This is a genomic window from Streptomyces odonnellii (genome assembly GCF_000981895.1).
GTDB classification, from domain to species: Bacteria; Actinomycetota; Actinomycetes; order Streptomycetales; family Streptomycetaceae; genus Streptomyces; species Streptomyces odonnellii.
In genome coordinates this window covers 1-26,988 of sequence record NZ_LATD01000128.1, presented here as the reverse complement: position 1 = coordinate 26,988, position 26,988 = coordinate 1, and the positions used below count along the sequence as shown (strand labels likewise).

The window sequence follows — 26,988 nt, the reverse complement described above, 5'->3', positions numbered from 1 at the left end:
GGCCAGCACCTTCCGCGCCCCCGCCGGCGAGCAGCCCAGCAGCCGGGCCAGCGTCGCCGCCCCCCGCCCCTCACGCTTGCGCACCGAGCCGCCGACCAGCTGCAGCCAGCCCGAGGCGCGAGTGCTCAGCACCATCAGCAGCAGCCCGAGCCGGTCGGTCGCCGCACCCTTGCCCCTGCGGCCGGCCAGCAGCCCCGGCGGCGTCGGCTCCTTGCCCTCCGGCGTCCAACCCGGCCCGAACAGCGCCTCCAGGAGGCGCAGCAGCGTCGCCAGCTCCGCCTTGTTCAGCGCCAGCGGATGCCCGGCCCCGCCGTGTGTGCGGGCCCGCCACAACGGCATCACCAGGCACCTCAGCCCGGTCGGGTGCCCCTTTGCGTTCCTTACCACCTGAGTGTGCAGCCCGTCAGACTCCCGCAACGGGGCCAGCACACAGCGGTTGACCGTGGACTCCCCCACGCCCATCCACCGGCCCAGCTCAGCGACCCAGATCGACGTCACGTTGTCGTTCTTGTCGCCCTTCGGCGCCCGCGACTTCGCGTACAGCACCACGGCCGCCAGCTTCGGCGCGTCCTTCAACCCGGCGATCGACGGGTCCGCCAGCAGCGCCTGGACCGCGGCGAGCAACCGCAGCCGCATCGCACGACCAAGACGCAGCGGGTCCTCCGGGCCCTTGCTGTCCGGCTTCCCGGAGGCCGGCACCGACCGCAGCGCGGCCCGCTGCCACGAAAGGACTGCAGAACTGTCCGCAGCGTCGTCGGCCGGGTTCGGCTCCATTGCGACAAGCGTCGCCCTCGACATCACAGGGACACACCGCCGTTCACGCAGCACACCGGGGTGAACGGAAAAAGGCGGGCAGGGCGAAGGACGTGATGGGAAGGGAGCACGTCTTCTACAGGTGTCGAGAACGTCAGCGGTGTGACGCCGGAGCACGATGAAGTTCCGGATGGCGTGATCGCCGCAGCCCGGAGAGAGGTACCACATGGTGTGACGTCAGTCACGACCGAGCGGTTGAACAGCCGTTCGTAGGGTCGGAACTGGGGTCCACGGGCACGCCAAAGCTGGCGTCCCGCCCTCCTGTCATGCAAAATGAAACCGTCCTTCCCGCCTGGCGGGAAGGACACCTGGAGCCTCCCGCGAGGGTGGCTTTGGTTCTAGGGAGAACCTGAAAGTTGGACCGTTCGAAGCCGGCTGGCAGGCCGGGTCGAACAACCCCTCCGGGAAGGCTGTGGCGGCCGGACCGGAGACGAGATGGGCACTGAGCCCAGGTGATTGGCGTCACCTGACGGCTGAGTGACCCGGGGCGGCACGAAGACCCAAAAAGGGCGCCGCCCCCGAGACCTACGTGATCATCCCGACCCCCTCAACCTCAGAGGGGCGGACCGGGATGTGTACGGACAGCACAATCACCCCGTCGAAGGACCAGCAGCACATGCGGCTGCTGAGCCCACGGCGGGGTGCGGTGTGTCGGGTGTCGGGTACGGGTACCCTGATCACGTCGGCACCGTCCTTCCTGGTGAAAGGGTGCTCGGCAGGCCCCAGGACCCCTCCTACAAGGTCCTTCGGCCACGTGGCCCCTCTCGACCTGCCCAAGGTCGATCGACGGGGCCACTTTTCTTTTTGATCAACGTCTGGGGTCACCCTACCCGTCTGGCGATACTCCGGGTGCCCCTGGGGGATACGTGTCGTCACTGCGGCGACGTTCTCACGCATTACGCACGCTGTAGACCGCAGCTCCTGCGAGGCGAGGGCGACCTCCTCCACGTGCTCGTGAGGGTCCTGAGATCCGGCGGCCCCGATGACGTATACACGCTCTTTCAACTCAGTCACTGGCCACCGCCTCGAAGTTCGCGGAGGTGGGTGACGAACTCCTGGGCCTCGGAGGCGTGTCCGTAGTGCATCTGGAGGGCCTGCCCGAGGTCGGCGGCCACCATCGCGAGGCTGGGCAGCGACTTCCGCTCGCCCGTCAGGGCCCGCTCCCCGTAGGCGAGTGCGGTGTCCAGGTCGCCCTCCCGAGCAGCGACCACCCCGAGCGTGACGCGGGCCTCCGCGATCCGCATGGGCGACCGCTCCGTCCCATCGAAATCTGTACCCGCCCGGATGACTTCGTTGGCCAGCTGCTCCGCAAGCCGGTTCTCTCCCGACTTCCGGAGCGCATCCATGCGGTAGAAGTCGTATTTCGCGGGGTCGACGACGAAATGATTCTCGATATTTTCGGGGTACGGCTGGAGTTCCAGGATCTGACGGCCCTTGTCGAGCGCCACCTCGGTCTGCGACCGGTCACCCAACCTGGCCCATGCCTTCGCCTTCTGCGCGTACAGCTGCGCGGCGACGCTCTCGGTCGGCGCCACGGCGATGCCGGCCTCCGCAGCCGCGATGACGCCGCGATAGTCGCCCCGCGTCAGCGCGAACCACGCCCGCATCTCATGCGCCCAACCCTGCACGCTCAACTCCCCGGCTTCCTGACCGAGCATCAGTGCGGCTTGCCGGGTGGCTTCGGCGTCGCGGGGGCGGCCGGAGTCGTACTCGACACAACCCACCAGGAGCGACAACCGCCCGGCGAGCGCGATGATCTCGCGGTGCTGCGCCAGGCTGACCCGCTGGTGCTGGAGGCCGACGACGCGGGCGAGCCACGCCTTGCCCTCCAAGAGCAGCTGGTCGGCGGGCATGTAAGCGTACTCGCAGCACAGCCGGTCCGCAGTGATCCGCAGCGCGTCCAGCGTCGCGACGTCCACGTCCGAGGCCCGCAGCCGCGCGATGATGTCCACCGTGTCCATGCCGCTGACCTGCAAGATCTCTGCGCGGCCGTCGCGTCGGCCGCGCTCGGGGAAGAAGGCACCCGTGGTCGTGCCGAAGGTCTGAGCGATCCACGACCGGTACTTCGTCGGCTGGGCCTCGCCCGCCTCCCACCTCTTCCACTGGCGTAGCAGGTCCTGTTCGCTCACGACCTGGTCGTCCGGGAGCCGGACCATCAGCGCGCGGACCGCGTCGGTCTGCGACCAGTCGCGTGCCGCGCGCTCCTCCACCATCCGGCGAGCCCAGTCAGGACGCTCGTCAGCCATCGCCGATCCCCTTCCCCGTACGGTCCAGCGGCGCAGCCTGAGCCCCGACAGGGTGATGCCCGCGGAGCGGAAGCAGGCCCTTCTGCGGCCGAGCATGGCACGGCCCCTTGATCGCGCGGAGGTGACAAGTGGTGGTGACATTCCGAATGTCACCGGCTGATGTCACTTTCCGTAGCCGCAGTACCTGAGCACGGTCATGGTCATTGAATGCCGGGAGCTGCGGGTGGGAGGTAGGAGTCAATGGGGGCCGCCATCCGCGGAAGGACATGCACGGCGCAGCTCCGCCAACACGTGCTCCTGGGCACCGTCGTAGACGATGTGCGGCTCAGCATCCGTCGGTGGGTGGAAACGACCCGCGAACCTGAGCAGGTCCTCCTCGCTGAACTCGATGCTGTTCGCGTCGACCAGCGACTTCGCATTGCGCTCCCGGATCCGATCCCAGCGCTCTTCGTGCGGAACCGGAAGGTAGACCAGTACGGGAACGCCGCCGGCCTCCATGACGGTCGCCGCCCACTGGCCGCGCTCTTCCGGAGTCCAGAATCCGTGGTCAACCACGACGTCCCGTCCGGCCGCCAAGAGTTCCTGGAGCTCCAGAGCGATGTCCTTGAGGACGGGGGCCTCCCGGACACGGAATTGGCCGCGCGGGAAGTCGCGGCCGTAGTGACCGTAGCGGCGAAACATCTCCTCATCAGGGCAGAGGCGCACCATTCCGGCCTGCTCAAGGGTGCGGGCCAGAGTGGTCTTGCCGGCGCCCGGCATCCCGGTCATCAGGATGGCGCGCGGCGCAGGCCCCGGTCGGCCGGCCAGGGCTTCGGAGATGCGGTTGATCTCGAATCGTCCTTCCAGGGTCAGGGTGTCGGTGTGCTCCGCGTACAGGAGCACACCGAGGCGGCGCTCAAGGCAGTTGACGAGGGTGTCGTCCAGGAGGAGCCCGTCCCGCTCGGTCACCGCAGGACCTCCGAGGTGGTCCGCCGGGTGCGGCCGGGGGCGCCCAGGTCCACGCCGTACTCCAGCAGCTCGCCGTCGGCGTCCAGGAAGCTCGCGGTCAGCACAAGGATCGCCGCGACGGTGTCGGCCTCCAGCTCCAGGAGCTCAAGGTCGCGGTCGGTCGCGATGCGAGCTGTCTCTTCATCCACGCGCTTTACGACGTGGCGCCCCGTGGCCCGAGCGATCAGGTCCAGCGAGAGGCCGCCCCTGAGTCGCTCGCTTCGGGCCAGCTCTGGCACGGCCTGGGCGAATTCGGCCGGGATCCACGATGTTGAGTGGGAGACAATGCCATGACCGTCCCGGTAGACACGGCTGCGGCGAATCACGTCGTCACCAGGCGAAATGCCCAGCACGCGAGCGACATCTTCGGGGGACTCGACCATGCCGGCGGTGTGGCCGGACGACTTCTCGCCGACGCCCCACGACGACTGCGTCTTGCTGCTGCGGTCGTGGCGCTCCGCCCCGGAGGACAGCGAGACGGGGCGTGCCATCACTTCGGTGCCGACGCCCGGGATGCCCTGCACGAGCTTTTCTTCGCGCAGCAGTCGCATCGCCCGGTCCGCAGTGGCTGTACTGACCTCCCATTTGGTCGCCAGCGTCTTGATGCTGGGCAGGAGGTCGCCCGGCGAGAGCTCCCCGGAGCTGATCAGGTCGCGGTAGTGGCCCGCGATGCGCGCGTACGGCGGCCGATTGTCGGCTCGGGGTGTCCCTGACATGTGCCTTCGCCTCCTTCGATTTTCCCTCTGGGTGCCTCACTATACCGCTTGACACTTGAGGTTACCTGATGCAACCTGATGTATGTAAGACCTCGGTGGTCCTCCGGGAGTACCGAGTAAGCACCACCGCAAAACAGCAGGAGTCAACGCCTCTTCGGGGGTGGCGGCAGTGGGGTGAGCCGAGCTCCCCCGGCCTAGGCGCCTGTACCGAATAGCTCCACCTGATTCACCTCGAACGGCGCTGCTGCGCTGTCTGTCCGCCAGGACCAACCTGCCGAAAGGCCGGCCTGGCGCGGCAGAGAAGGCAGCATCCGCACCCGCTCCCACGTCAGGAGGATTCGATGCCCCGCATTCGTCCCGGCCGCGTCCGGACCAAGAACACGAACCGCCGTGAGGCGCTCAAGCTCAGCAGCATGGCCCCGGAGGACTTCAACGTCCGACCTGGCGAGACGAAGTCGATCGCTTGTCCCGACTGCCGGACCTGGCGCCGGATCATGGGCGACAAGGTCCTCAAGATCCGTGAGCACCGCGTCTCTGACAAGGTCGCGGAGGGTGAGAAGCATGTCACCTGCCCCGGCAGCGACCAGCTCGTGGTTATCGACATCGACGTCCGGCGCTGGCAGTCCGAGCAGAACCGGCTGCTGCGTGACGCGATGCCGCAGGAGAACCGGCGCGCGGCGCGCCAGTTCTACAAGCCGCTCCCGGCCCCGGCCGCTCCGGTCTCCCGGATCAAGGCGGAGATCACGCTGGAGACGGCCCGCCAGTCCTATCTCGCCCACCGCAAGGGCTGCACGCGGTGCGTCGGCGGTCAGCACTGCACGGACGGCGGCATCCTGGGCCGCCGCTACGTCCTCGCGCTCCATCAGGAGCCCGCCCGCCGCGAGGCTCGCGAGAAGCAGGAGCGCCAGGAGCGCCACATCGCGCGGAAGTTGGCAGAGCAGTGGCCAGCCGGGCGTCAGCGGCAGTGGGCCAAGCACGGCGGCGAGGCGGTTGAGACGGCGAACAACCGCTGCGCGGAGCGTATCTCCGGCTCGGTCTCCGAGTTCCGCGGTCCCCAGCTCCCGCTGGCACCGCAGGACGTGGAGGCGCACGACCGGCGCCAGGCCGAACTGGCCAAGCAGTACGGGCAGTACGGGCGGACGACTCCGGTCACGTCAGCCACCTGACCCGCATACCGAGACGATCGACCACGGCCCCGCCCGCCCCCGCATCAAGGGGGCGGGCGGGGCCGTGGCTGCTCGTGGCTCGAACGTACGGCACATCTGATCAGCCACTACTTCCCCGTTTATCTGAGGAGTTCCCCATGCCTGCCACCCTGGCCGACCTCTACACCCGCTACACCGATGACCTCACCGCGCACGCTGCCGACCGCCTTGCTACCAGCGGCCTGGACGTTGAGGTCGACGACATCACCCAGGGGGTGTGGCTGTGGGCCGCGCAGCAGCACCGCCTCCCCGGGTGGGAGGAGCTGTGCGAGACGGCCGCGTCGTTGATCGAGGAGGAGACCGAGCGGCAGCGGGACCGGCCCGAGACCACGGCCGGGCTGCTGCCGTACGGTACGCCGGTCTGGGAGAGCGACAACATGCCGGTCACCGCGATGGAGGCCGCTGAGCGGCCTGTCGTCATGGAACGCATCGACGGGACCCGGGGCGGTGTCGACGCTTGGTACACCGCCCGCCGTGACGCGGCCGGCCTGCGCACCGACGCGGTCATCGACCAGATCACTGTCACGGTGACGAAGCGCGGCCACTGGTTCCGCTCGGACGACGTGCGGAACGGCAACAACGACCGGGTCTGCCGCGGTTGTGATGCTGACGGCCATTTCGCCTACATCCTCGACTACGGACCCTGCACGGCGCCCGCCACGATCGACAGGATCCGTGCAGTTCTCAGCGTCCCCGGCACGGCCGAGGCCGCCCCGCGCGCTGCCACGTTGCTGTCCGCCGCCTGAGCGACGCCTCTTGCCGGAACCGCGCCTCGTGTGCGGCGCCGGTGACGGGCGCCGGAATCACCGGCCGCCGACTCCCCAATTGGGGAGTGAAATGCGACAGCCCCAGGGATGAGGCCCCCGGAGCTGTCCAGGACCTAGATGGAGGCCCTGATGCAGCACAGCATCGCACAGACCGAAGACGCCCCCGACGTGCCTGTTCCGGACGTCGAAGAGGCCCTGCGCCGCGTCCGCGCGGGGAAGTGACCGCCGTGGACTGGCGTCACAACGCGGTCTGCCGCGAAGAGGACCCCGAGCTGTTCTTCCCTATCGGCAACGTCGGCCCGGCGCTCCTGCAGATTGAGGAGGCCAAGGCCGTGTGCCGCCGCTGCCCGGTCATGGAGCAGTGCCTCCAGTGGGCTCTGGAGGCCGGGCAGAACGACGGCGTCTGGGGCGGCCTGTCCGAGAGCGAGCGACGCTCACTGAAGCGCCGCGCCGCCCGCGGCCGTGCCCGCTCAACAGCCTGATTGCCCTGCATGCGCCGTGGCCGCCGGACTCTGCCCTTGGGCGGGGTCCGGCGACCGCGGGGTGTCCGCAGGACACCAGACGGCCTGGGGGTGCCTCCCCAGGCCACCACACAGGACCCCATGGAAGGCAACCCCTGTGCGAACCCTGATGATCCCACGGCCCCGACGGGCCGTCACGGTCTTACCGGCCTCATACCCCTTCCCGACCGGGCTCGCCAACGACCCGGACCCGGACCGGGAGCCGCTGCCCAAGCGGGACCCGGGCAAGACACTCCGCGACCACATCTATGCCAGCGACGCGCCGACGTGCTGCGGAAGCACGATGGGCCGCGACGGCGACCAGTACGTCTGCGGTCAGTGCGGTGCCTGGTACCAGGCCGGACTGACTGCCGCTGCGGTGCACCAGCCCGGCCCGCAGGTTCTCACCATCCCCGTCCCTGCGGCTACGGTCCGCGCCGCCGATGGCGCGGCGTTCCGTGTGGGAGCCGGTTCCGCGAGGGGGAACCACTGATGACTGATCAGGCGCGACAGGAAGCTGCCGCTCAGATGGAAGCGGCGCGGCGTAAGGCGGCTGAGGATCTCGCCGCAGCGCAGCGGGCGGCTGAGGCGGCCCGTCAGGCGTCCGCGGCGGCCGGCGCCGCCGCGTCTGCGATTTCCGCTCACCTCAGGCGCTAAGCAGGAGTTTCCTATCTCGACCCCGCAGATACGGCTCGCCCGTACCGTGCAGCACCGCGCGGTACGGGCGGTCGCCCGGCTCGGCTCCAGTCATCCCTTCGCTCATCGACTGCTCGTGGCTGCTGCGAGGGCAGCGGCCCGGGCGTGGGAGGCGGGCCATTCCGTACGAGAGATCCACCCGCCGCCGGGCATCGTCGCCCGGCGGCGTCCTCATCCCGTGTCCGGAGGACACCGTGCCGACACCCACCCCCGTTCAGTTCCGTAGCCGCCGCGGCGATCCGGCCGACTGGATGCCCGCCGACATTGACAGCTACGAAGTTCTCGCCGACATCGCTGCCCTCGAGGTGTGGACCACGCACCTGGGCGCCTGCACCGCCTGCCAGGGCGACCAGGCCTGCACGTTTGGCGCCCCGTTCAAAGTGCGCTTCCAGAAGCAGGACCGCACCTGATCTCCAGCCCCGTTCTGTCGGCTGCCTGCTCGGGCCCTCCCGGATCTCACCGGGAGGGCCCGAGTCGCAGGGGAGCCGGACAGCCCGGATCACTGAACAGCAGAGATGGAGATTGATATGGACAGCACGGGAGCCGAGTTCGCGGCGGCCGTTGAGACATTCCTTGCCGAGCAGAACACCTTGCTGGAGCGCTGCCGGCAGCGCCTGGTGGAGCGTTACGCCGACCGGCTGTGGTGGGGGGCCAGCGGTGCGGACCTGACCGGTGAGGACATCGCCGGGCACGCGGACGCGGCGGACCGGTATCTGGCGGCCTCGTACGCCTGGCACCCCCGCGCAACGCGGGCGGAGCGTACGGCGCTGTACATGGCCGAGCACGGCGTCGACGAGCTGCGGGTGCCGCTGTACCTGCCCCGGCGGAATCTGCGGGCCGCGCTGGTCGCGACGCAGCCCAGCGACGACACCCGCTACGTCCTCCAGCGGATCCTTGACCATCTGATCGCCGCAGCGTCGGGCGCCCCGCACGCGTTGCACGACGTGTGGGAGGAAGCCCCCGGGCGCGCTCTCAGCGAGGTGCGGGCGATGCTCTGCGCCGCCGCCGCGTACGCCCGCCGCTACGGACCCGTCACCGCGGACCGCAGCTGAGAACCGGCCCTGCGGTCGTGACCGGATCTGCCCGTACCGGCCGCCGAACTTCGCGGCCGGTACGGGCGGTGACGGGGAGTCGGACATTCCCCGGCCAGAACCACCCCTGGAAGGGGACGCCGTGCCCTACGTGCTGATCGTCTTATTGCTGCTGTTCCCGCCTCTGCTGGTCTTCGTCGCGCTGCGGGTGCTGTTCGGCCCGGTTTCGCGCTGGCCGGACCACGGCTGAGTCCGCCTGACGGGAGCCCCGGGCAGTTTCTCGCCCGCCCTCCAGCACTTTCCCCGGTCGGCCGCCCGCGCTGCGGATGGCCGGTCTTTCGCATGCCCCTGGCCGGGTACGCCCGGACGGCACTTCATACGACAGCCCTCCGGTCCCCGGCATAAGCGGTGCCGGGGACCGGAGGGCCTGGTCGACCTTACCGACCGACACCGACCCGCGGTGCCCTCTTCCACGGAGGCGCCGGAACATAAGAGAGGAGACACCCCGTGGCCCCCAAGACCGCCACCCGCCGCAGGCGCCAGCCTCCTGCGGCGGCAGCGAAGTCCCGCAACGGGCGGGCGTCGGCACCGCCGGCCTCCGTCCCCGCCCAGGCCGCCTCCCCCGAGGACACCGCGCCACTGGTGCACCCGGAGTCCGACCCGGTCGTCGCCGACGCCGCGGATCGCGCGGCCGACCTCCGGGACCTGGCCGCCGACGACGCCGCGCGCATCCTCGCCGACAGCGAGACCCGCGCCGCCGAACTCCTGGACGGAGCCCGCTCGGAGGCCGCCTCGATCATCGAGGCAGCCACCACCGAGCAGGCCCGCGTCCTCGCCGACGCGCAGGCCGACGCCGACCGGGTCCGCACGGAGGCCGTGACCGCCGCGACCGCCGGCGCCGACCAGGTCCTGGCCGGCGCCGACGCGACGGCCAAGCAGCTGCTCGCCGACGCGCACGCGGAGGCCGGCACCGTCACGGTGACGGCGGCCGGCGAGGCCGACCAGGTCCTGGCCGACGCCAAGGCGGCTGCCGAGCAGCTGCTCGCTGACGCCCGCCGCCAGGCGCAGGAGGCCGCCACCACGGCGGCCGCGCGGGCCGACGAGGTACAGGCGCAGGCCGCGCAGCTGCTCGCCGACGCGGAGACCAAGCGCACCCAGCTGCTCGCGGCGGCGGAGCGCCTCGCGGCGGAGACCCGCAGCCGCGCCGCCACCGACGCCGACCAGCTCAGGGAGCGGGCGCGGGGCGAGGCCGACCGGATGCGCGAGAGCGCGGACGGCCAGGCCGCCCAGGTGCGGGCCGGAGCCGAGAAGGCCGCGGCCGGTCTTCGTCAGGACGCCGAACGCGCCCTGGCCGACGCCCGTACCTCTGCCGAGGAGCTGCGGGCCGCCACCGGCAAGGACGTCACCCGGCTGCGCGAGCAGGCGGAAACGGACGCGACGACGGCGCGGGAGGCGGCGGCCAAGGCCGCGGCCGACCAGGCCGCCGCCGCGCAGGCTCTGGCTGAGGCCGAACGGGTCCTCGATGCGGCGACGCAGCGCACCGTGCAGCGGGCCCGGCGCCGGGAGATCCGGACCGACTCCCGCACCAAGCGGCGCAAGGCCCGTGCGGACGCCCGGCCTGCCGGCGGGGTGCCGCCGCTGTCCGGGCAGGAGCTGGTCGGCGTGGTCGCGATCGTCATCGCCGCCGCGACCGTTTCCACCCTCGGACTGCTCTCCTCCTACACCGCGCTGGAGACCAAGGCGGCCGGGTGGGGCTGGGAGTGGCCGTGGCTGCTGCCCGTCGGCATCGACGTCGCCATTCCCGCCTTCACCGGCGCCAGCCTGGTCCTGATCCGGATGGGCATGGAACTGCGCTGGATCCGCTGGGTGCCCCGGGCGCTGACGGCGGTGACGGTCTATCTGAACTGGACCGCCTCGGAGACGGCCGCCGGCCGTCTCGGGCACGCCGCCCTCACGCTGCTGTGGGTGATCTTCTCCGAGATCGCCTCCCACGTGTACGCGACACGGATCGGCGCGGTCACCGGCAAGGTGCGGATGGAGACGGTGCGCCGCTCCCGCTGGCTCCTCGCCCCGATCCCCACCGCCCGGCTTCGCCGCCGGATGATCCTGTGGGAGATCACCTCCTACCAGGAGGCGCTCACCCGCCTCCAGGAGCAGACCTACCTGCGAGCGCAGCTCAAGGAGGAGTACGGCTGGCGGTGGCGGAGCAAGGCCCCGCTCGGGCAGCGGATGGCGCTCAAGCTCAACACCGCACCTGCCGCGCTCGCCGACACGCTCACCCCCGACACACCCGAGCGCGCTCACACGATCGAGCGCGTGGAGGAAACCGGGCACGCTCACCCCGACGCGAGCGCGCTCACTTCGGGCACGACGCGTGGCGAGCGTGAGCGCCCGGCGCTCACCTCCGGCGCTCACCGGGGCGAGCGCGTCACGGAGGAGACGGACGCTCAGCGAGCGGAAGGTGCGCTCACGCGCAGCGAGAGTGACGCGCTGACCGAGCGCCGCCACGCCCGTATCCGTCTCCTCTACGCCGAGCTCGGACGCCGCCCCGAGTGGACGGAGATCCGCGACGCGCTCACCGACGCGGGCCTGTCCGACAAGCCGGTCTCCCGCCCGACCGCGCAGCGCCTGCGCGCTCAGGTCGAAGAGGCCGCCCCGGGCGCGTAGGCGAGCGCCCGGTGAGCGCCGACGCGCTCACCCCCTGGCACACCTCCTGCCGCTCATGGTCGCCACCGGCCCGCGCCCATGCTCCCGAGCGTGAGCGCGGACCGGTGACGGCCACGGTCGGCAGGCCGCTCGCCCGCGCCGAACCGGGCGCGGGCGGGCAGCCCGTACCGCGCACGACCCTGGCCCGCATGCGCGGTACGGGGACACGGACCACGAATCCCTCCCCGCCCCGAGAAGGAGATCCCCCCGATGTATGCAAGGAAGGAGCGCAGCATGGCACCCACAGCGACCGGGCCGACCCCGTCATCTGGGGGCTTCACCCGTACGACGGCTCACCCGATGCCCGCGCTGGCACCCCCCGCGGTGATCCCGCCGGCCCTGGAGATCTGGGCGCCCGACCCCCCGACCCGGGGCCAGCGCATGATCCCCAGAGGGATCCGGTCCGCGATGGCTGACCTGGGGCTTTGGCAGGAGCCGCGCCCCTTGAAGCCCTCATACCACCTGGTCCAGGTGATCGAAGTCCTGACCCGCTACGGCTGGTGCCAGTCCTTCGATTTCTCCCCCACCGGACGCATGTGCATCAGGGGTGCCCAGACCTTTCTGGAATCCACCGGGCACGTGACCACGACCGACCGGGGAAAGGCCGCTAATTACCTTCAGAACCAGTTGGCCCGCCAGGGCGTGAACATGCGGTTCTGGGAGTGGAACGACCTTTCCCACAACACCTTCCGAGGTGTGGAGGCCACGATCTCCGCGGCTTCCGATCTGGCACGCAAGAACGGAGAATGAAATGACGCCGGAAGAAGAGAGGGTGTTCGAAGGAATTCAGGCCGGAATGGCGGCTGGAAAAGCCTTCGGAAATAGCGAGCCGGATGCTTCCCCGTACGCCGACGAGGGGCCGTACGGAACTCCGGTCGCAACGTACAAGACGGCCGGGATGACTCGCCGTGGAAAGGTCGCCATCGCGGTGGCCGGGGTGGCGCTTATCGGCGGTGGAACCATCTGGTTCCAGGTGCATTCGGCTGCCGTGGCGAAGGAGGAGAAGGAAGCCGCGGCCCTTCAGGTCCAGATGAAGAAGCTGGAACTGGAGGAAATGAAGATCCGGAACGATATGGCAGCCGCAGACGTGAAGGCCGCGACCGCCTCCGCCGCCAAGATCCAGGCGGCTGTCGACAAGTGCGTGAAGGACTCCTCCGGCCTGGTCGGCAAGGGGTACGGATCGCCGTCCAGGGGCGAGGTCGTGGCGGACTGCAAGCAGCAGTACGAGACCGCCGACGGGTCCGGGATGGCGGTCGCCGGCGGGGCCCGGGATACCGGTGGTGCGGGGGGCGGCGGGGTCAACTCCGCCACTTTGCTGGGTCTTGTCGCCGGTGGTGGTCTGGCCCTCGCGGTGTTCGCACGCAAGGGCAGGAAGGCCGACGCGTAGTCACGCACGGTGATCAATTACTCCCTCCCTCCTGGCGGAGAGTGCCGTAATCGGGACCCCATGGGTCGGCTGATCGGCTGCTCTCCGCTGGGAGGTGAGGAGTAAGGAACCACCGGCTATCACTGAGAGTGAGGAAATGATGGCGACCGATACGGCGTCCCCGGTTCCCGCGGGACCCCCCGATCCGCCCGCTGCGCCGGCCGCCAGCACCGCGCCGGCACCGGCCGACACCGGCATCATGGCCGCCCTGATGGCTGCGGTGGAACCGGCCCGGCCGGTCACCGCGACCGGTGCCGGTGCCAGGCCGGCCGGTAACGATCCGGCCGCGAAGGCGGACCCCGACGGGGTGGTGGACCGCTCTTCCCCGGGCGTCACCAGCGAGTCGTTCAAGGCCCCGGAGGACCTGACCGGGGCCGGATCCGACGCGGCCGGTACCCGGTACAAGGAGGGTGTGGTCAAAACGCTGATCCGGGCCGGTGCGACCCGCTGGGCGAAGGGCGGCGGGACAGCGAACAAACGGCTGGATCTGGAGAAAGCCAGGGCCAGTGCGCACCAGGTGAAAGAGACCCGGAGCACCACGGTCATGAAGTCGCCCGGGCTTCCGACCCGAAACGGCTCTGGAGGGGCCGGTGGAGGGGGCCGTAATTCCGCAGGAAATAGTGGTGGGAATTCGGGAAAGAATTCCACCGGGAACGGCTCCACGGGTACCGGACGCGGCGGAAGCGGCGGCGCCACCGGAGGCGGCGGGCGCGGCTCGTCCGGCTCGAATGGGAGCGGCGGATCCGGTGGCGGGCGCGGCACCAGTGGAAACGGTGGCGGAGGTTCGCCGAAGGACACCGGCACCAAGGGGGCGAAGGACTCCGGGAGCAAGGGGAAGGACGGCTCCTCGGGGAACGCGGGATCTGGCGGAAAGGCTGGCAAGGACGGAAAGGCTGGTACCTCCGGCAGCGGCGGCGGATCGACGTCGGGCGGCTCGTCCGGCGGTAATTCCGGCAACTCGAAGGACAAGCCCGACAAGGGCAAGGGCACGGAGGCCGACCTGAAGAAGGGAGGTGGCAGCGGTCAGGGTCCGGGCGGCTCCTCCGGGAGCGGCGGCGGATCCGGTTCGAGCGGCGGGTCCGGCGAGAACGGCGGCGCCGGGAAGAACGGCGCGGCCGGCCACAGCTCGAACGGGACCGACAACCGGCCCCCGCTCCAGCGTTCGAGGGAGACGGGTCACGGTGACGGCTCCGCGGTCCGGAACGCGGTCGACCACGTGAAGGCGTACGCGAAGGGCACGAAGGACGGATATCAGGACAAGAAAGCGGAGAACGGCAAGGAGCACGCGCGGCTGGACAAGGCGCACGCTCAGCACAAGACACGGCAGCAGACCCCGAAGCAGCAGGAGACGACGGTTACGGGGCCCAGCGGCCAGACGATCGTCATCGCCCCGCCGGACGAAGGAGACGACGGAGTGAGCATGGACGTGAAGCCCCTCCTGGTCAAGGAGATCGACGCGAACACGCTGACCCTGGGAACGGAGGGTGCCCGTGGGTCGATCAGCCGGAAGGAGCTCCGCAACTTCAAGCAGTACGAACGCAAGCTGGAGGCCAAGGAGAACCACCTGATCAAGGTGGCCGATGCGTGCAAGTCGCTCGAGGCCGCGGCGGAGGGCGAGGCGAAGGACTGCCAGGAGCTGGCCGCACAGGCGAGGGCCGTCGAAGGCGGGGAGAAGCTGGCCGCGAAGCTGACGAAGCTGGCCGACGCGGCGAAGGCCCAGGCGGCGGAGGCCGCCGAACTCCACAAGCGCGCGAAGCGGGCGGCGGAAATGTGCAAGGTCGTCCTGACCAACATCGGGACCAGGTACGCGCCGCTGTACAAGGCCGTGGTGGACAGCGACGAGACGAAGCCGGCCGAACTCCGCTTCTACAACGACAAGGGCTCCTACGCGCCCGCCGCGTAGGACCGGAGGGGAGTCCCGATCATGGCGGAGCTGACGTACAAGGTCCTCGTCCGAAAGACCCAGGACAAGGAAAAGGCCCTGGCCCGCAACGCGGAGGGCGTCAAGAAGGCCGCGGACAACATCAAGGAACTGGCCGACGACACCGCCTCCGACGCAGACGCGCTGGGAGCCAAGAGCGTGGACCGCGACTCCCTGGCGGAGTGCCAGGAGCTGGCGAAAACCATCCGCGGAGTGTCGGAGGGCGCGATCACCTACGCGTCGAAGACGTCCGACACCGCGAAGGCCGCGAAGGCGGCCGGCGACCAGGCCCGCACCACCCACGCCGGGTTCCAGGAAGCCTTCGACCGCTCCGACGTGACGGACCTGGAGAAGGTCAGCCGCGACTGGTTCGAGCAGGAATAGCACCACCACACCACCGGCGCGGCCGGCCCGGGGATCGCATCCCTCCGGGCCGGCCGCGCCCTTGCGGATCACCCAGGATCCAGACAGGAGTACCCCCCGATGTCCACCATCACCAAGACCGTGCCGAACGCGGAGCCGGCGGAGCGCGCCGCCGCGGCGCTCCAGATCGCCCTCCCCGTCGGGGTGGGCATCCTGGCCCCCTACCTGGACCCGAACGCGGCGGCCTACGTGGGGGCCGGCTTCCTGGCCGGTGCGACGTTCGCCGGTGCCAACTACATGAACCGCCTGGGCCCCTGGGCGAACCGGCTCCCCGGGATCGACATCGCGCGGGCGCACCGCGACACCATGGGGATCTCCACGATCACCACCGGTATGGGCCTGGCCCTGGGCCAGCTGGGCGGAGCCGAGGCGTCCGAAGCGCTGATGGCCGGCGTCTTCGAGCCGGCCACCGTTCCCGGGATCCTGTCGCTGGGCTGGTGGGCCGCGGTCGTCTTCACCGGCTGGCGCCTGCGCCGCGTCTTCGGCCGGCAGAAGATCGAGGTGGAGCAGGCGCAGCCGACGGCGCAGACCGGCCCGGTCAATACCGGCGACCCCGGCCCGGTGTCCCTGGCCGACAAGATGATCGCGGCCTGGGGGCGCGTGATCAGCGACCCGAAGACGGGACGCCACCGCAACCAGGTCCTCTCCGACGTCGTGATCTACGCGGACCGCTGGGAGGGACGGATCACCGCAGCCCTGGGCGACTCCGTGAACGTGTCGAAGGAAGCCGTCTCCAGCCTCTTCGGCCGCTCGGTCGACGACATCACCATGAAGTACGGCGCGCACTCCGGGGAGGCGCTCATCACCGTCTGGTACACCCAGCGCGCGGAGCTGGACCCCTCCACCCTCCAGGGCGCCTGGAAGCGAGTCCAGGCGCGGGTCCTGCCCAAGACCCACCTGGAGGAGGTCGGCGAGGACGAGAACACTGGCGGCCAGGTGGCACGCGTCGTGGCCGACGACGACCTGGACGCACTCCCCCGCGTCGTGAACCTCGGGGAGCTGGCCGGAGCGCTGCGCCGCTCCATCGACCTCGTCTCCTACGAGCCGGGACGGCGCGACCCCAGGCGCGCGATCATCCGCATCATGGACCACAACCCGCTGGAGGCCGGCCACGAATTCCAGGGCCTGGACTCCCTGAAGGCCACCCCGGGCGGCTGGGTCAACATCGGGAAGATCGTCTCCGGCTTCCCCGCGAAACTCCAGCTGTTCGACCCTAAGCTGGGCGCCCTCCACGTCGTGATCGCCGGTACCACCGGCTCCGGCAAGGGAGGCACTGGCCAGATGATCAGCCTGGCGTACCACGCCAACAAGATGGCCCAGATCTACGGCGACCCCAAGGGCGCCAGCAACCCCGCGATCCCGAAGATGGCCGCCTACAGCGGCCTGACGCAGTACGGCGCCCTGGGCGCCATGCGGCTGTCCTGGTGGGTCCTCCAGCACCGGATCGAAGAGGCCGCCCGCCTGGAACTGAAGAACTTCGAGCCGTCCGCGATGCGGCCGTACTGCGCCACGATCCTGGATGAGGCCGCCCAGATGCTGGCCCCGGGAGCACAGAACCGCAAGGAGGCCATCAAGATCGTCAAGGACGGCGCCTCGCTGACCCGCTCCATGGGCATGCCCTGGGTCCTGATCAACCAGACCGTGAACCTGGACCAGCTGGGCGGAGAGCAGGCAATCCGCGCCAACCTCCTGGCCGGCGGGACCTGGATCATCCTGCGCACCGACAGCGACCAGGTGAACCTGGGCGACCTGCCCCCCGGCTTCGACGGGCTGGACCCCTCTCTGATCCCGCCGGTATGGGTGGAAGAGGACGACGCGCTGGTGTACGACCCGACCATGGCGGAGTCGGACCCGCGCCGCACCTTCGGCCTGGGTTACGTCGCGGCACCGGGCGGGCGCGCCGGCATGATGCGGATCGACACCCTCGAGGACGCCACCGCGCACATCAGGCCGGAGAACATCATGGCCCCGGTCGACGTCCCCTGGTGGGGCGACCAGGCGTACATGGAGGAGCTGGCCCAGACTCCCATCCCCGGCTTCGAGGAGAAGGACGACGAAGGCGGGACCGGCGAGGCGGGGATGTCGTTCGCCGGCGTCGACCTCCCGAAGGCCAAGGAACTCACGTCGGAGGAGAAGGTACTGGCCGCCCTCCGTGACGAGTCCGACCCCATGTACGTGGACATGGTCGACCAGGGCGACGAGATCGACCCCGACGACATCGACTACGTGGAGCGGGGCCAGCTGCAGGCCGCCTGCGGGGTGGCCGAGTCCACCTTCGCGAACGTGCTGAACAAGCTGGAGAAGAAAGGCGAGATCCACCGGATCAAGGAAGGGAAAGCCTCGAAGGTGGCCCTGGGCGGCCGACCGGACAAGGCCAGCGGCGAAGCGGCCTGACCGCATCGAAGAGGCCGCCTGAGACCTCATCGGCGACGCCTACGGCCAGTTCACCCTCGCCTCCACCGGCATCGCCCCCGCCATCAACAGCGGCATCAGCAACATCGCCGGATGGATCAGCAGCCTCGGATAACCGAGCCGCCGCCGACCGGCCCGCTCCCGCAGACCAGCGCGCCTTCCCGCCGTATCCGGCGGCGGGAAGGCGCGCTCCGCATCAGTCAGGAGTTTCCCGTGACAGCCCCCGGCCTCACCCGCACGCCGACGACCACAGCCCAGACCGAGCCGTCGGCACACATCGATCTGGAAACGCGGATGGCCGCTGTCGAGGCGGCCATGACGATCCGTCTGGAGACAGCCGCACTGACCGTCGACGTGAACTCCGCGCACATCCCCCTCGACCACCTCGACCTGCCCGACGTCGTCCGCGTCCCGGTGACCGCTCCCCCACACCCTGAACAACTCCGCCCGTACCCCACGCCCGTCGCCGCGCTGCTCCAGCGGGCCGCCGGACGCATGGAGACGAGCGGCTGGTGCGCCGGCGGCACCACCGACGAAACCGGCGCGGTCTGCCTCTACGGCGCCATCCACAAGGAAGCACCCACAGACTCCCTGGAGTCCGACGCCCTGGACCTGCTCCTGGACACCATCCGACGCCGCTTCGGCCCGTCGGTGGAGTCCGTACCGGCGTTCAACGACGCCCACGCCGATGCCCGCGTGCCCCTGCGCCTGCTCCGGCAGGCAGCCGACCGGGCCCACACCTGCGGCATCTGACATCCGGTCCGCCTGCCGGCAACGTCCGCCAGCTCCGGCGCTGACCTCCGGTCGCTCCGCCTGGTCCTCGCACACCCCGGCGCGGTGTGCGAGGGCCGGACAGGCCGACCGGCCGCCACGTCCGACGTCCAGAAAGGACACCATGGCTACCCATTCCACATCCAACGAGGTCAGCGGCGGCACCATCAACGGTCCCGTCGTACAGGCCGACGGGATCACCAACTGCAACGTCGTACAGGCTGGCGGGATCACCATCAGCGGCCAGTCCGGCGGCATCGGCATCGTGATGGGCTCCGTCGGCCAGGTCACCCCCGATGCCGACCCTGCGGACGACCACCAGGTCCGGCAGCACTGACGCCTGCCTGCCCGCCCCCGCGCCCCACGGGCCAGGGGGCGGGCAGAGCGCCGGAACAACCCCCTGGCCTGCCATCGTCTTTCAGAAGGGAAAAACCCTGATGACCGAGATCATCGAGACCATCCGGTATACCGCCGATGTCGTCTGCCTGCGCGGTGACCACGTCCTCCTGATCGAGCGCGGCTGGCCGCCGCACCAGGGCCAACTCGCCCTTCCCGGCGGGCACGTCGACCCGGGCGAAACCTCCCGCGCCGCCGCCGCCCGCGAGCTCCTGGAGGAGACAGGCGTCCGCGTCCGCGAGGAGGACCTGCACCTGGTCGGCGTCTACGACCACCCCGCCCGGGACCCGCGCGGCCGGTACGTGAGCGCCGCCTACGCCGTCACCGTTCCTGCGGACACCACCGCCCAGGCCGGCGACGACGCGACCGCCGTGAAGTGGACGCCGCTGAACGCTCCCGGAACCCTCGCGTTCGACCACGGCGCGATCGTCCATGCCGCACGGCAGCAGCTGCTCACCGCCGGATTCGCCCGCACCGAGACCTGACGCCCTGCCCGGTCCTCGCCCCGTCCCGCGCCCCGGGGCCGGGCGAGGACCGGACAGGCTGCCTGGCCGCACGCACCACCCGCTGCGCCCCGCCGACACCGCACCACGTCGGCGGGGCGCAGCGCTGTCCACCGACGACTGGAGGAGACCACTCGTGCTCATCCCCCGACCGCGCCGCCGGATCGGCCGGCCCCGCCCGCAGCGTCCCGCCCGGCTCCCCGGCGCCTGGAGCAGGTGATGCCGCGCCCGAGGAAGAAGCGCCGCCGCGAGGTGAAGCGGGTGCCGCGCAGCGACGCGATGCTGCCGGAGTTCGACCGGCGCGCTTGTCCCGAAGGCCTGGTCACCCGGAGGCAGTTACGGGAGGAGGGATTGAGCCCCGGCGGGCACGGCCCGGTAGCGGTCCTGCGCTGCAAGGCGTGCACCTTCCTGCCCGACCAGGCATGCATCCATCCCACCCGGGCCTGGCTCTACAACGTGGACCTCGCTCGGCCCAAGCGGACCCCGACGCTCGCCCAGGAGCACTCCTTGGACCGGGCGATGGCCGCCCGCCAGACCTGCCCCCAGTGCCGGCGGCGCTACTACTTCTGCCTCCCGCTCAAGACGCTCGGGAGCTGCCTGGAATGCCACGACGGCACCCCGGCCGATCCCTCCACCTACATCGCTCCCCCGGCAAAGCACCTGCTTGCTGCCTGATCCGAGAGGACCACCGCCCATGAGCACCGCTGTCCGCGCTTCCGCCTTCACTGAGCCCGAGCGGCCCAAGAACCTCCAGATCCGGTTCGTCACGCTCAGCGGATCGTTCGTCGACGTCATCGGCCTCGGTGAGCACCTCAAGAACCGGTGGAGGTGCCACTGCTGCAAGGACACCTCGCGGTTCCCGGAGGAGGACTAGAAGGCGAACGACCACGCCGCCGCCTGCCGCGCGATCCCGCTGACGTGACCACCACCCGCCGCCTGCGCGCCGTCCTGCTGCTCGCCGCCGCCGTCCCGCGCACCGCGGCGACGGCCACCGCCGTGCTCAGGGCCAGCCACCTCAAGCTCTACGCCGACCGGCACCGCATCGAGCTGAAGCCTCAGCCTCGCCGCTCCTGCCCCGACTGCCGGGGCGCGGGCGGCTGGTGGGTCGGCGGCGCGATCCCGGAGATGGAGGCGCGCGGCTGCTGGATGAACCGGCGCGAGCTGCGCGTCCGGCTCCTGCCCCTCCCGGCCTGGCCGGACGACGCCCCGTTCTGAACGACCCGACCCCGGCCGGTGTGGCCGGGGTCGGGACCGCCGGGTGGCCGCGCATCGGCAAAGGGCCGGCCACCCCGCTCCCTCACCCTCATCGAGATCAGGAGACCTCCAGCATGCACCGTCCTGCCGTTTTCGCCGCCCTGCTCGGACTGACCCGCGCTGCCAGCGCGATCGGCGACTTCTGGGTACAGAACGACTTCTGCGCCCGCGTGAAGGGCGCCTCCGACGACGTCCCGGTCACCTACGAGGACCCGGCCACCAACGAGAAGACCACCCACGGCACCGCCGACGGCCGCAAGGCATGCCTGCACCACTGCCTCACCTACACGGCCACCCAGGCGATCATCGCCGGACTCGGGGCCCGCGCGCTGGGCATCCGGGTCCACCCCGGCGCCGCCGCGGCCGCCCTCGCCCTGTCCTTCGGCACGCACTACATCGCGGACCGCCGGGTGCCCGGCCACGGCGTCCTGGAGAAGCTCGCCGACAAGACCGGCAAGACCAACTTCTACCGCCTGGCCGACTTCGGCATGAACGGCGCCTTCCACCTCGACAGCTCCTGGCACCACGGCTGGGAGACCGCCGCCGCCCTTATTGCCACCAGCAAGGCCACCACCCGGTGACCGGCCAGCCCCGCAACCGCATCGACCGCGTCCGCGCCTCCGCCGGGATCATCCAGCTCGCCCTCCAGCAGATCGGGGACGAACTGCGCGGCGAGATCGACGCCCGCGAGCTCGCGGAGGTCCTACGCGAGTTCCACCACGAGGACCACCACCAGGACGGCGTCTTCGGCTCTCTCGCGCAGCTGCTCACCGTCGCCGCGCAGGCCGCCGGACGGATCGAGCCGGATCACGACGGCGAGATGTCGTGCCCGCTGTACGAAGCCGCCGCGCTCATCACCGAGAACGCCGGCCTCCAGACCTACTACGCCACCCGTGCTCTTGACCCGCAGGGAGAAACCGCATGAAGACCTTCCGCCTGGAAAACGCGCTGCCCGTCGACACGACGATCCCGGACGACTCGCTGGTCTGCCTGATCGGCGCGGCCGGTTCGGGCAAGTCGACGTGGGCCAGCACCTGGCCCGCCACGCAGGTCCTCGAACTCGACAGGTTCAGGGCCCTGGTCAGCGATGACGCGGGCTGCCAGGAGGCGACCGACGACGCGGTGTTCGCGCTCCAGGCCGTCCTGGAGGCCCGCCTCGCCCGCCGGAAAATGACGGTCGTCGACGCCACGAACACCGTGGCCGCCGTGCGCGCCAACCTGATCGCGACCGCCCGCCGCCACGGCGTGCCCACGGTCGCGCTGGTCATCCCCACCCCGGCCTCCGTGTGCGTCGAACGCCAGGAAGGCCGGCCCGCGAACCGGCGCGTGCCCGAGCCGGTCGTCCTCGCCCAGCACGCCGCCATGGTCGCCGCGTGGCCCGGCCTGCCCGGCGAGGGCTTCGACCACGTCGTCATCGCGGAGAACATCCACCGCTTGGAGGCGCTGCTGCAACGCGTCAGCGACGCCCGGCGCGCGGACCTCGGCTGGGACGGCGGCGAGGGCCTGGGCGACCTGCTCCTGGTCCGCCGCACCTTCGGCCCCGAGATCCTGCCGATGTGGCGCTGGCGCGATGCCTCGCAGCTCGCCGACGGCGACCGCGTCGCGGAGATCCGGCTCGGAGCGGACCGCACCGTCCTCGCTCAGCGCAACGACGTCGACGGGGCGGGCGACGTCGGCTTCGAGGTCCTGGTGGGCTGCCCGGCCGACGACGAATGCGAGGGCCAGGCGTGGGCGCCGGTCTACAACGTGACCGATCTCCTGCGCGCCCTGACCGGCGAGCTGAGGAACGACCCGGACGTGTACTGCACCGTCCACGGCCCGTCCGAGGACGAGGACCAGGAGGACGACCCCGAGGGCCGCGCCGACCTGGAGCAGCAGTACAGGGACGCGGTCCGCGTATGAGCCGCGCCGCTCCCGGACGGCGACGACTGGTTCCGCGGCTGCCCGGACTGCCACCTGCCCATCCAGGGCGGGGGCGCCGGCCTCGCCGCCCACCGCAGCACCGTCCACACCAGCGCCGGTAACCCTCGCACCCCCATCACGATCCGGCTCGACTACTGACAGGAGGCCCCGCATGGCCACCCAGACCGACACCTCCGCCGCGCCCCACACCTTCACCGCTCTCCACGACTGCTTCACCGCGGACCTCGCCGCTCTCATCGAAGACGAACCGCCGCAGGAGACCACCCCGAACGCGTTCATCGACCTGGTCGAGCGCGTCCGTGATGACCTCGCCACGTCCGGCATCAGCAACCGGAGGGACGCCAGCGAGGAACTGGACCATGCGGTCACGTACCTCACCGACGCGCTGACCAGCCATCGGGGAGACCGGACCGGGCTCCTCGTCTGGGCGCGGACCCACCTGCGGGACGCCCTGAGCGCCGCCGACCTCCTCGCTTCCTCGTCCCAGGCCGTCTGACGGTCCTGTGTGCCGCCCCACCCCAGCCCCGGGGCTGGGGTGGGGCGGCACACAGGACCGGGCAGCGGGCCCAATCCCAGCACCAACACCCCGAAGGGCACTCACGTGAAGAAGCAGAAGATCCACTACATGGCGACCCGGCCTGACGGCACCGTCCCGCCCACCACCCACGGGTGGTACTACAGCGCCCAAGGCGAGACCATCCCGACCGTCAACCTCGCCGACCACATCGGTGAGACCGTCGACCACCCCAGCCCCGGCCAGAAGTGGTACACGGACAAGCCATTCAGCTACTTCCACATGTACACCCGGCCCGGCGAGATTCTGGAGCGCATCGAGGACGGCTGGCCGGTGAGGCTGTTCGTCGTGGAGCCGCTCGGTGAGACCGGCAACTGGGGCAGCGACTTCGCCCCGTACTGGCTGATGTCCCACCAGATCCGCGTCGTGGAGGAGACCGAGGCGTGGCGTGCCTTCGGGCACCGCGGCGCGCAGACCCTGGCCGCTCTCGCCCAGCTGCCCGACCTCACCCGGCAGTGGGCCGAAGAATGGGCCGCCGACCCCGAGGGCACGCGCCGCACCTACGCCAAGTGGGAGGAGCGGGTGGACGACACCCGCGCGCTGACCGACTGGGCGCACTGGCGGGCGCGGTACTCCCGCCGTTCGGCCGGCTTCGCCACGGCCGGCCAGCTCGCCGGGGACGCCGCCGCGCAGGCCGCGACCGATGCCGGCGCCGAACCCTACGCCGTTGCCAGGATCCAGCTGCGGGCCCGCTGCCTGGTCGCCGGTCAGCTCATGTACGACCGGATCCGCACGGGCGAGTACGAGCAGTCGGTCCGCGGCCTGCTGCTCGGTGCCGGACTCGACATCCCGGCTTCTGCCGCAGTCTGACGGGTTTCCGTGCCGTCCCGCCCGCACCGCCAGGGCCGGGACGGTTGCGGTGGCCCCTCAGCCCTGCACCCAAGGAGACGAGTACGTCATGCAGATGCCGCCCATCAACGCCTTCAGCGAGACCGCCGCGCTGTACGCGGTCCTCAGCGACGACGACCAGGAAGCCCAGCGTCTCGTCAGCAGCATGCTCCCGTGCGAGCGCGCGGTCTTCGCGGGCCAGCTCGACAAACTCCGCCGCATGATGACCGACCGCTTCGGTAACGACCTGGGCCAGACCGCCCTCACGCAGTCTGACGCCCGCCCCAACGTCGTCCAGCACTGAGCGGACGGCCCTGGGGCCCTGCGCAGCCCCGCACACACAAGTGCCCGGCACCACCACTTCGCTTACCGGGCTGGTTGGCGGTGCCGGACTTCCCCGTAGAGAGGAACCCCCAGTATGACCTCCCCCGCGCGTACACAGGTCCGTTCCGGGCATCGCGCCCTCCTGGTCACCACGGCCGCACTGCCGCTAGCTGGCTGGACCGTCCACGCCGTGACCCTCCACCGTCGCTTGGCCGCCTCGCACCGCGACCCGCTCACCGGGGCCTGGCGGCGGGACGCGTTCACGGCGCGCGCCCGGCGCCTGGTCGCCCGCCACGACGACACCGTCGTCCTAATCGCGGACCTCGATCATTTCAAGCGGCTCAACGACCAGCTCGGGCACGCGGCCGGCGACGCCGCTCTCACCGTGGTGACGGCCCGGCTCATCGACTGGGCAGGCCCGCGCGGCGTCGTCGGCAGGCTCGGGGGTGACGAGTTCGCCATCGCCACCCGGATCAGCCCCCGCCACCACGACCTGCGGATCGAGCAGCTCGGACGCCTCCTCGCTCTGCCCGTCGCCATCGAGGGCGAGCAGGTGCCCGTCGGTGTATCCGTCGGCGCCGCCACCGCCCACGTGACCGGCACCGCGGACCTCTCGGCACTCCTGAGGGCCGCTGACACGGCGATGTACGCGGGCAAGCACACCGGGATCCCCGTCCAGGCCCGCCCCGGCGATCCCGCCGCCCCCAGCGTCAACGGCCGACGCGCCGGACGCCCCGGCACCAGCACCCACGCCATCAGGAGCGCAGCGTGAGCCTGACCCCCGAGACCGTACGGGCCATCACCATCCGCCAGCCCTGGGCCACGGCCATCGCGCACGGCACCAAGCGCGTGGAAAACCGCAGCAAGCACTGGACCTGGCGGGGCCTCTTGCTGATCCACACGGCCAAGGCGGTCGACCGGCCCGCGCTGCATGACCCGCTGGTCGCCACCGCGATCCGCGGACACGACCTGGAGACCGGCGCGGTCATCGCCGTCGCCCGGCTGGCCGACTGCCACCCCGACTGCCACGACAGCGCCGACGGGCCGTGCAGCCCGTGGGCGCAGCGCGACGCTCACCACCTTGTCCTTGCCGAGGTCCAGGCGCTGACCCTGCCTCTTCCCTGCATCGGCGCCCTTGGACCTTGGCGGCCGCCGCAGAGCGTCCTGGACCAGGTCCTCCTCCAACTGCCCGACCTGCGTGCGTGACGGACGCCGCAAGAAGCCGCTGTGGGAGCCGGGCCTGATCCCGGCCCCCGGCGGCCTCCTGGACTGGCGCGACAACCAGCACTTCGACCGCTGGCAGGACCGCCCCTGCGTCCTGTGCAGCGCCTGCGACCACGCCTGACCCCGGCCCGAGTGACAACCGCCCCCGTACGACCGGGGCGGCTCCGGGCGCGGCAACGCCCCGGGGATGGTCCGCTCCGTCGCTGGCCATGCCGCCAGTCGGACGCCCCCCGGGGCTCCTTCACTTTCGCATGTTCAAGGAGCCCTTCACCATGCAGCCCTCTGTACTCCCCCTGGACCGCCTCATAGGCCCCGTGCACGCCGCCCAGTTCATCAACAGCCTGGTCGGCGACCTCATCACCCAGGACCTGCTCGCGGAGTCGGTCGCCTACCGGCTCGTCTGCGAAGGCGTCCTGGCGGGCGACCCGTTCCTGCTGGCCGACCCCGGCCAGGCATGGGCCCTGCGCCCCGGGACCACCGACCCCGCTCCGGGCCTGCTGCTCGTCATCCGGCGGGACACCGACCAGCTGACGGTCGAAGACGGGCACGGGCAGCGGCACCGGATCCCGGTCTGCGCCCTGAAGACCTACGAGCTTGACCAGTGGTTCTGGGCGCGCGACGGCGAGCCCACCTCGTGACCAGCGACACCACGAGCACCACCCATCCGCACACCAACGACATGGAAGGCAGGACACGGTGAGCGTCATCGGACAAGAGGCCGGAATCGAGCACGGCTCGATGCGCGGCTACCGACAGCACACCTACCGGCAGATCAAGGCGACCGAAGAGTGCGGCTGCCTCGCTGCGGTGCGGGAGCACCAGCGCAAGAACAAGCCGGTCACCGGGCGCAGCGAAAAGCAGAAGCAGTGGTTTGGCGGCCAGTTCGTACACAGCGGCACCGGGTCGCAGCCCGGGCGCCCGATCCTTCCGCCCGGCGACTGCCCGACCGACGGGTGCGGGCAGGAATGCGCCGGGCGTACCGTCCAGCGCCACGGCTGGGTCCGCGTCCACGTCCAGGGATCCGAGGTCCCGCCCCGCACGTTCTGCTCCGGCTCCTGCGCCACGGTCGGCATCGCGCTCGCCGAACTCCGTATGAAGCCCACCGCCTGAACCACCGAGCCTTCAACCATGTAGCGGCCCGCCCCAACCGGCGGGCCGCTACATCCATGTCCGGCCCGGGGCGGCCGCCGGCTATGAGCCCGGCCGCCCCGGCTGCCACCCAACCACCACCACCGACGCCGCCCAGCGGCAGACGAGGACACACCGTGAAACTCCGCATCGACCACCCGGACCTGGCCGCCGCCGTCAGCTACGCCGCACGCAGCCTCCCCGCCCGGCCCCC

At 70.8% G+C, this 26,988-nt stretch carries 31 protein-coding genes and 1 pseudogene; 28 read left to right on the top strand and 4 right to left on the bottom strand.

Annotation, left to right across the window (positions count from 1 at the left end; translation table 11 throughout):
• The 4 genes and pseudogenes from WH07_RS13800 to WH07_RS13785 all read right to left on the bottom strand — a co-directional run.
• Positions 1-774 (bottom strand): annotated as a pseudogene (locus tag WH07_RS13800) (hypothetical protein); the annotation flags it as partial.
• Between the two features lie 1,049 nt (positions 775-1,823).
• Positions 1,824-3,155, bottom strand: coding sequence for a tetratricopeptide repeat protein (locus WH07_RS13795; protein WP_232788868.1), 1,332 nt, complete (start codon positions 3,153-3,155; stop codon positions 1,824-1,826).
• A 141-nt stretch (positions 3,156-3,296) separates the two neighbouring features.
• Positions 3,297-4,007, bottom strand: a complete 711-nt coding sequence (locus tag WH07_RS13790; protein WP_046500042.1) for an ATP-binding protein — start codon at positions 4,005-4,007, stop codon at positions 3,297-3,299.
• A complete protein-coding gene (locus WH07_RS13785; protein WP_046500040.1) occupies positions 4,004-4,762 on the bottom strand; it encodes a GntR family transcriptional regulator in 759 nt (252 codons plus the stop codon). The genes WH07_RS13790 and WH07_RS13785 overlap by 4 nt, the downstream gene beginning before the upstream one ends.
• A gap of 341 nt (positions 4,763-5,103) precedes the next feature.
• Here WH07_RS13785 and WH07_RS13780 point away from each other — a divergent pair, with 341 nt between their 5' ends.
• The 28 genes from WH07_RS13780 to WH07_RS41100 all read left to right on the top strand — a co-directional run bounded on the left by WH07_RS13780 (position 5,104) and on the right by WH07_RS41100 (position 26,756).
• Positions 5,104-5,928: a hypothetical protein gene (locus WH07_RS13780; RefSeq protein ID WP_046500038.1), complete on the top strand. Its 825-nt coding sequence runs from the start codon at positions 5,104-5,106 to the stop codon at positions 5,926-5,928.
• A gap of 137 nt (positions 5,929-6,065) precedes the next feature.
• Complete coding sequence (locus WH07_RS40340; RefSeq protein WP_046500036.1) at positions 6,066-6,713, top strand: hypothetical protein; 648 nt, start codon at positions 6,066-6,068, stop codon at positions 6,711-6,713.
• A 248-nt stretch (positions 6,714-6,961) separates the two neighbouring features.
• Positions 6,962-7,216, top strand: a complete 255-nt coding sequence (locus WH07_RS13770) for a WhiB family transcriptional regulator (protein WP_046500061.1) — start codon at positions 6,962-6,964, stop codon at positions 7,214-7,216.
• 908 nt (positions 7,217-8,124) lie between these two features.
• Positions 8,125-8,340 carry a hypothetical protein gene (locus tag WH07_RS39725; protein ID WP_046500032.1) on the top strand — a complete coding sequence of 72 codons (216 nt, stop codon included), beginning with the start codon at positions 8,125-8,127 and terminating at the stop codon, positions 8,338-8,340.
• Between the two features lie 117 nt (positions 8,341-8,457).
• Positions 8,458-8,982: a hypothetical protein gene (locus WH07_RS13755; RefSeq protein ID WP_046500030.1), complete on the top strand. Its 525-nt coding sequence runs from the start codon at positions 8,458-8,460 to the stop codon at positions 8,980-8,982.
• A 486-nt stretch (positions 8,983-9,468) separates the two neighbouring features.
• A complete protein-coding gene (locus WH07_RS13750) occupies positions 9,469-11,628 on the top strand; it encodes a DUF2637 domain-containing protein (protein ID WP_046500028.1) in 2,160 nt (719 codons plus the stop codon).
• 273 nt (positions 11,629-11,901) lie between these two features.
• Positions 11,902-12,417, top strand: a complete 516-nt coding sequence (locus WH07_RS13745; RefSeq protein ID WP_232788867.1) for a DUF6197 family protein — start codon at positions 11,902-11,904, stop codon at positions 12,415-12,417.
• 46 nt (positions 12,418-12,463) lie between these two features.
• Complete coding sequence (locus WH07_RS13740) at positions 12,464-13,054, top strand: hypothetical protein (RefSeq protein ID WP_046500057.1); 591 nt, start codon at positions 12,464-12,466, stop codon at positions 13,052-13,054.
• A gap of 238 nt (positions 13,055-13,292) precedes the next feature.
• Positions 13,293-14,996 carry a hypothetical protein gene (locus WH07_RS41105; RefSeq protein ID WP_232788866.1) on the top strand — a complete coding sequence of 568 codons (1,704 nt, stop codon included), beginning with the start codon at positions 13,293-13,295 and terminating at the stop codon, positions 14,994-14,996.
• A gap of 21 nt (positions 14,997-15,017) precedes the next feature.
• A complete protein-coding gene (locus WH07_RS13725; protein WP_046500026.1) occupies positions 15,018-15,398 on the top strand; it encodes a hypothetical protein in 381 nt (126 codons plus the stop codon).
• A 99-nt stretch (positions 15,399-15,497) separates the two neighbouring features.
• On the top strand, positions 15,498-17,831 hold the full coding sequence (locus WH07_RS13720) for a hypothetical protein (RefSeq protein ID WP_046500024.1): 2,334 nt from the start codon (positions 15,498-15,500) through the stop codon (positions 17,829-17,831).
• 231 nt (positions 17,832-18,062) lie between these two features.
• Positions 18,063-18,602 (top strand): DUF6197 family protein, encoded by a 540-nt coding sequence (locus WH07_RS38805; protein WP_046500023.1) that lies wholly within the window; start codon positions 18,063-18,065, stop codon positions 18,600-18,602.
• 142 nt (positions 18,603-18,744) lie between these two features.
• A complete protein-coding gene (locus WH07_RS13710; protein WP_046500021.1) occupies positions 18,745-18,957 on the top strand; it encodes a hypothetical protein in 213 nt (70 codons plus the stop codon).
• A gap of 100 nt (positions 18,958-19,057) precedes the next feature.
• Positions 19,058-19,501: an NUDIX domain-containing protein gene (locus WH07_RS13705; RefSeq protein WP_046500019.1), complete on the top strand. Its 444-nt coding sequence runs from the start codon at positions 19,058-19,060 to the stop codon at positions 19,499-19,501.
• A gap of 237 nt (positions 19,502-19,738) precedes the next feature.
• Positions 19,739-20,194 carry an RRQRL motif-containing zinc-binding protein gene (locus tag WH07_RS13700; protein ID WP_046500017.1) on the top strand — a complete coding sequence of 152 codons (456 nt, stop codon included), beginning with the start codon at positions 19,739-19,741 and terminating at the stop codon, positions 20,192-20,194.
• Positions 20,195-20,213: 19 nt separating this feature from the next.
• Positions 20,214-20,393, top strand: a complete 180-nt coding sequence (locus WH07_RS13695; protein ID WP_046500014.1) for a hypothetical protein — start codon at positions 20,214-20,216, stop codon at positions 20,391-20,393.
• 44 nt (positions 20,394-20,437) lie between these two features.
• Positions 20,438-20,734 carry a hypothetical protein gene (locus WH07_RS13690; RefSeq protein WP_052744362.1) on the top strand — a complete coding sequence of 99 codons (297 nt, stop codon included), beginning with the start codon at positions 20,438-20,440 and terminating at the stop codon, positions 20,732-20,734.
• Between the two features lie 113 nt (positions 20,735-20,847).
• Complete coding sequence (locus WH07_RS13685) at positions 20,848-21,354, top strand: hypothetical protein (RefSeq protein ID WP_046500012.1); 507 nt, start codon at positions 20,848-20,850, stop codon at positions 21,352-21,354.
• Entirely contained in the window at positions 21,351-21,698 is a 348-nt protein-coding gene (locus WH07_RS13680) for a hypothetical protein (RefSeq protein ID WP_046500009.1), read from the top strand. Before WH07_RS13685 ends, WH07_RS13680 begins: the two co-directional genes overlap by 4 nt.
• Positions 21,695-22,675 carry an ATP-binding protein gene (locus WH07_RS13675; protein ID WP_046500005.1) on the top strand — a complete coding sequence of 327 codons (981 nt, stop codon included), beginning with the start codon at positions 21,695-21,697 and terminating at the stop codon, positions 22,673-22,675. Before WH07_RS13680 ends, WH07_RS13675 begins: the two co-directional genes overlap by 4 nt.
• Positions 22,676-22,847: 172 nt before the next feature.
• A complete protein-coding gene (locus WH07_RS13670) occupies positions 22,848-23,192 on the top strand; it encodes a hypothetical protein (RefSeq protein ID WP_046500004.1) in 345 nt (114 codons plus the stop codon).
• A 105-nt stretch (positions 23,193-23,297) separates the two neighbouring features.
• On the top strand, positions 23,298-24,080 hold the full coding sequence (locus WH07_RS13665) for a hypothetical protein (protein ID WP_052744361.1): 783 nt from the start codon (positions 23,298-23,300) through the stop codon (positions 24,078-24,080).
• A gap of 88 nt (positions 24,081-24,168) precedes the next feature.
• Positions 24,169-24,402 carry a hypothetical protein gene (locus tag WH07_RS13660; protein ID WP_046500002.1) on the top strand — a complete coding sequence of 78 codons (234 nt, stop codon included), beginning with the start codon at positions 24,169-24,171 and terminating at the stop codon, positions 24,400-24,402.
• 114 nt (positions 24,403-24,516) lie between these two features.
• Entirely contained in the window at positions 24,517-25,194 is a 678-nt protein-coding gene (locus tag WH07_RS13655) for a GGDEF domain-containing protein (RefSeq protein WP_046500000.1), read from the top strand.
• The gene (locus tag WH07_RS13650; protein WP_046499998.1) at positions 25,191-25,628 is read left to right on the top strand and encodes an ASCH domain-containing protein; all 438 of its coding nucleotides are present in this window, start codon (positions 25,191-25,193) and stop codon (positions 25,626-25,628) included. Before WH07_RS13655 ends, WH07_RS13650 begins: the two co-directional genes overlap by 4 nt.
• Positions 25,621-25,767 carry a hypothetical protein gene (locus WH07_RS39720; protein ID WP_157877336.1) on the top strand — a complete coding sequence of 49 codons (147 nt, stop codon included), beginning with the start codon at positions 25,621-25,623 and terminating at the stop codon, positions 25,765-25,767. Before WH07_RS13650 ends, WH07_RS39720 begins: the two co-directional genes overlap by 8 nt.
• Positions 25,768-25,918: 151 nt before the next feature.
• A complete protein-coding gene (locus WH07_RS13645; protein WP_046499995.1) occupies positions 25,919-26,284 on the top strand; it encodes a hypothetical protein in 366 nt (121 codons plus the stop codon).
• A 58-nt stretch (positions 26,285-26,342) separates the two neighbouring features.
• Positions 26,343-26,756 carry a hypothetical protein gene (locus WH07_RS41100; protein WP_232788864.1) on the top strand — a complete coding sequence of 138 codons (414 nt, stop codon included), beginning with the start codon at positions 26,343-26,345 and terminating at the stop codon, positions 26,754-26,756.
• Positions 26,757-26,988: the final 232 nt, after the last annotated feature.

What these genes read in the sequence shown, in the direction of transcription:
- WH07_RS13795 (WP_232788868.1), bottom strand. Translation starts at nt 3,155, where the DNA reads ATGCTCGGCCGCAGAAGGGCCTGCTTCCGCTCCGCGGGCATCACCCTG.
- WH07_RS13785 (WP_046500040.1), bottom strand. Translation starts at nt 4,762, where the DNA reads ATGTCAGGGACACCCCGAGCCGACAATCGGCCGCCGTACGCGCGCATC.
- WH07_RS13780 (WP_046500038.1), top strand. Translation starts at nt 5,104, where the DNA reads ATGCCCCGCATTCGTCCCGGCCGCGTCCGGACCAAGAACACGAACCGC.
- WH07_RS40340 (WP_046500036.1), top strand. Translation starts at nt 6,066, where the DNA reads ATGCCTGCCACCCTGGCCGACCTCTACACCCGCTACACCGATGACCTC.
- WH07_RS13755 (WP_046500030.1), top strand. Translation starts at nt 8,458, where the DNA reads ATGGACAGCACGGGAGCCGAGTTCGCGGCGGCCGTTGAGACATTCCTT.
- WH07_RS13745 (WP_232788867.1), top strand. Translation starts at nt 11,902, where the DNA reads ATGGCACCCACAGCGACCGGGCCGACCCCGTCATCTGGGGGCTTCACC.
- WH07_RS13740 (WP_046500057.1), top strand. Translation starts at nt 12,464, where the DNA reads ATGGCGGCTGGAAAAGCCTTCGGAAATAGCGAGCCGGATGCTTCCCCG.
- WH07_RS41105 (WP_232788866.1), top strand. Translation starts at nt 13,293, where the DNA reads ATGGCCGCCCTGATGGCTGCGGTGGAACCGGCCCGGCCGGTCACCGCG.
- WH07_RS13725 (WP_046500026.1), top strand. Translation starts at nt 15,018, where the DNA reads ATGGCGGAGCTGACGTACAAGGTCCTCGTCCGAAAGACCCAGGACAAG.
- WH07_RS13720 (WP_046500024.1), top strand. Translation starts at nt 15,498, where the DNA reads ATGTCCACCATCACCAAGACCGTGCCGAACGCGGAGCCGGCGGAGCGC.
- WH07_RS13710 (WP_046500021.1), top strand. Translation starts at nt 18,745, where the DNA reads ATGGCTACCCATTCCACATCCAACGAGGTCAGCGGCGGCACCATCAAC.
- WH07_RS13705 (WP_046500019.1), top strand. Translation starts at nt 19,058, where the DNA reads ATGACCGAGATCATCGAGACCATCCGGTATACCGCCGATGTCGTCTGC.
- WH07_RS13700 (WP_046500017.1), top strand. Translation starts at nt 19,739, where the DNA reads ATGCCGCGCCCGAGGAAGAAGCGCCGCCGCGAGGTGAAGCGGGTGCCG.
- WH07_RS13695 (WP_046500014.1), top strand. Translation starts at nt 20,214, where the DNA reads ATGAGCACCGCTGTCCGCGCTTCCGCCTTCACTGAGCCCGAGCGGCCC.
- WH07_RS13685 (WP_046500012.1), top strand. Translation starts at nt 20,848, where the DNA reads ATGCACCGTCCTGCCGTTTTCGCCGCCCTGCTCGGACTGACCCGCGCT.
- WH07_RS13675 (WP_046500005.1), top strand. Translation starts at nt 21,695, where the DNA reads ATGAAGACCTTCCGCCTGGAAAACGCGCTGCCCGTCGACACGACGATC.
- WH07_RS13670 (WP_046500004.1), top strand. Translation starts at nt 22,848, where the DNA reads ATGGCCACCCAGACCGACACCTCCGCCGCGCCCCACACCTTCACCGCT.
- WH07_RS13660 (WP_046500002.1), top strand. Translation starts at nt 24,169, where the DNA reads ATGCAGATGCCGCCCATCAACGCCTTCAGCGAGACCGCCGCGCTGTAC.
- WH07_RS13655 (WP_046500000.1), top strand. Translation starts at nt 24,517, where the DNA reads ATGACCTCCCCCGCGCGTACACAGGTCCGTTCCGGGCATCGCGCCCTC.
- WH07_RS13645 (WP_046499995.1), top strand. Translation starts at nt 25,919, where the DNA reads ATGCAGCCCTCTGTACTCCCCCTGGACCGCCTCATAGGCCCCGTGCAC.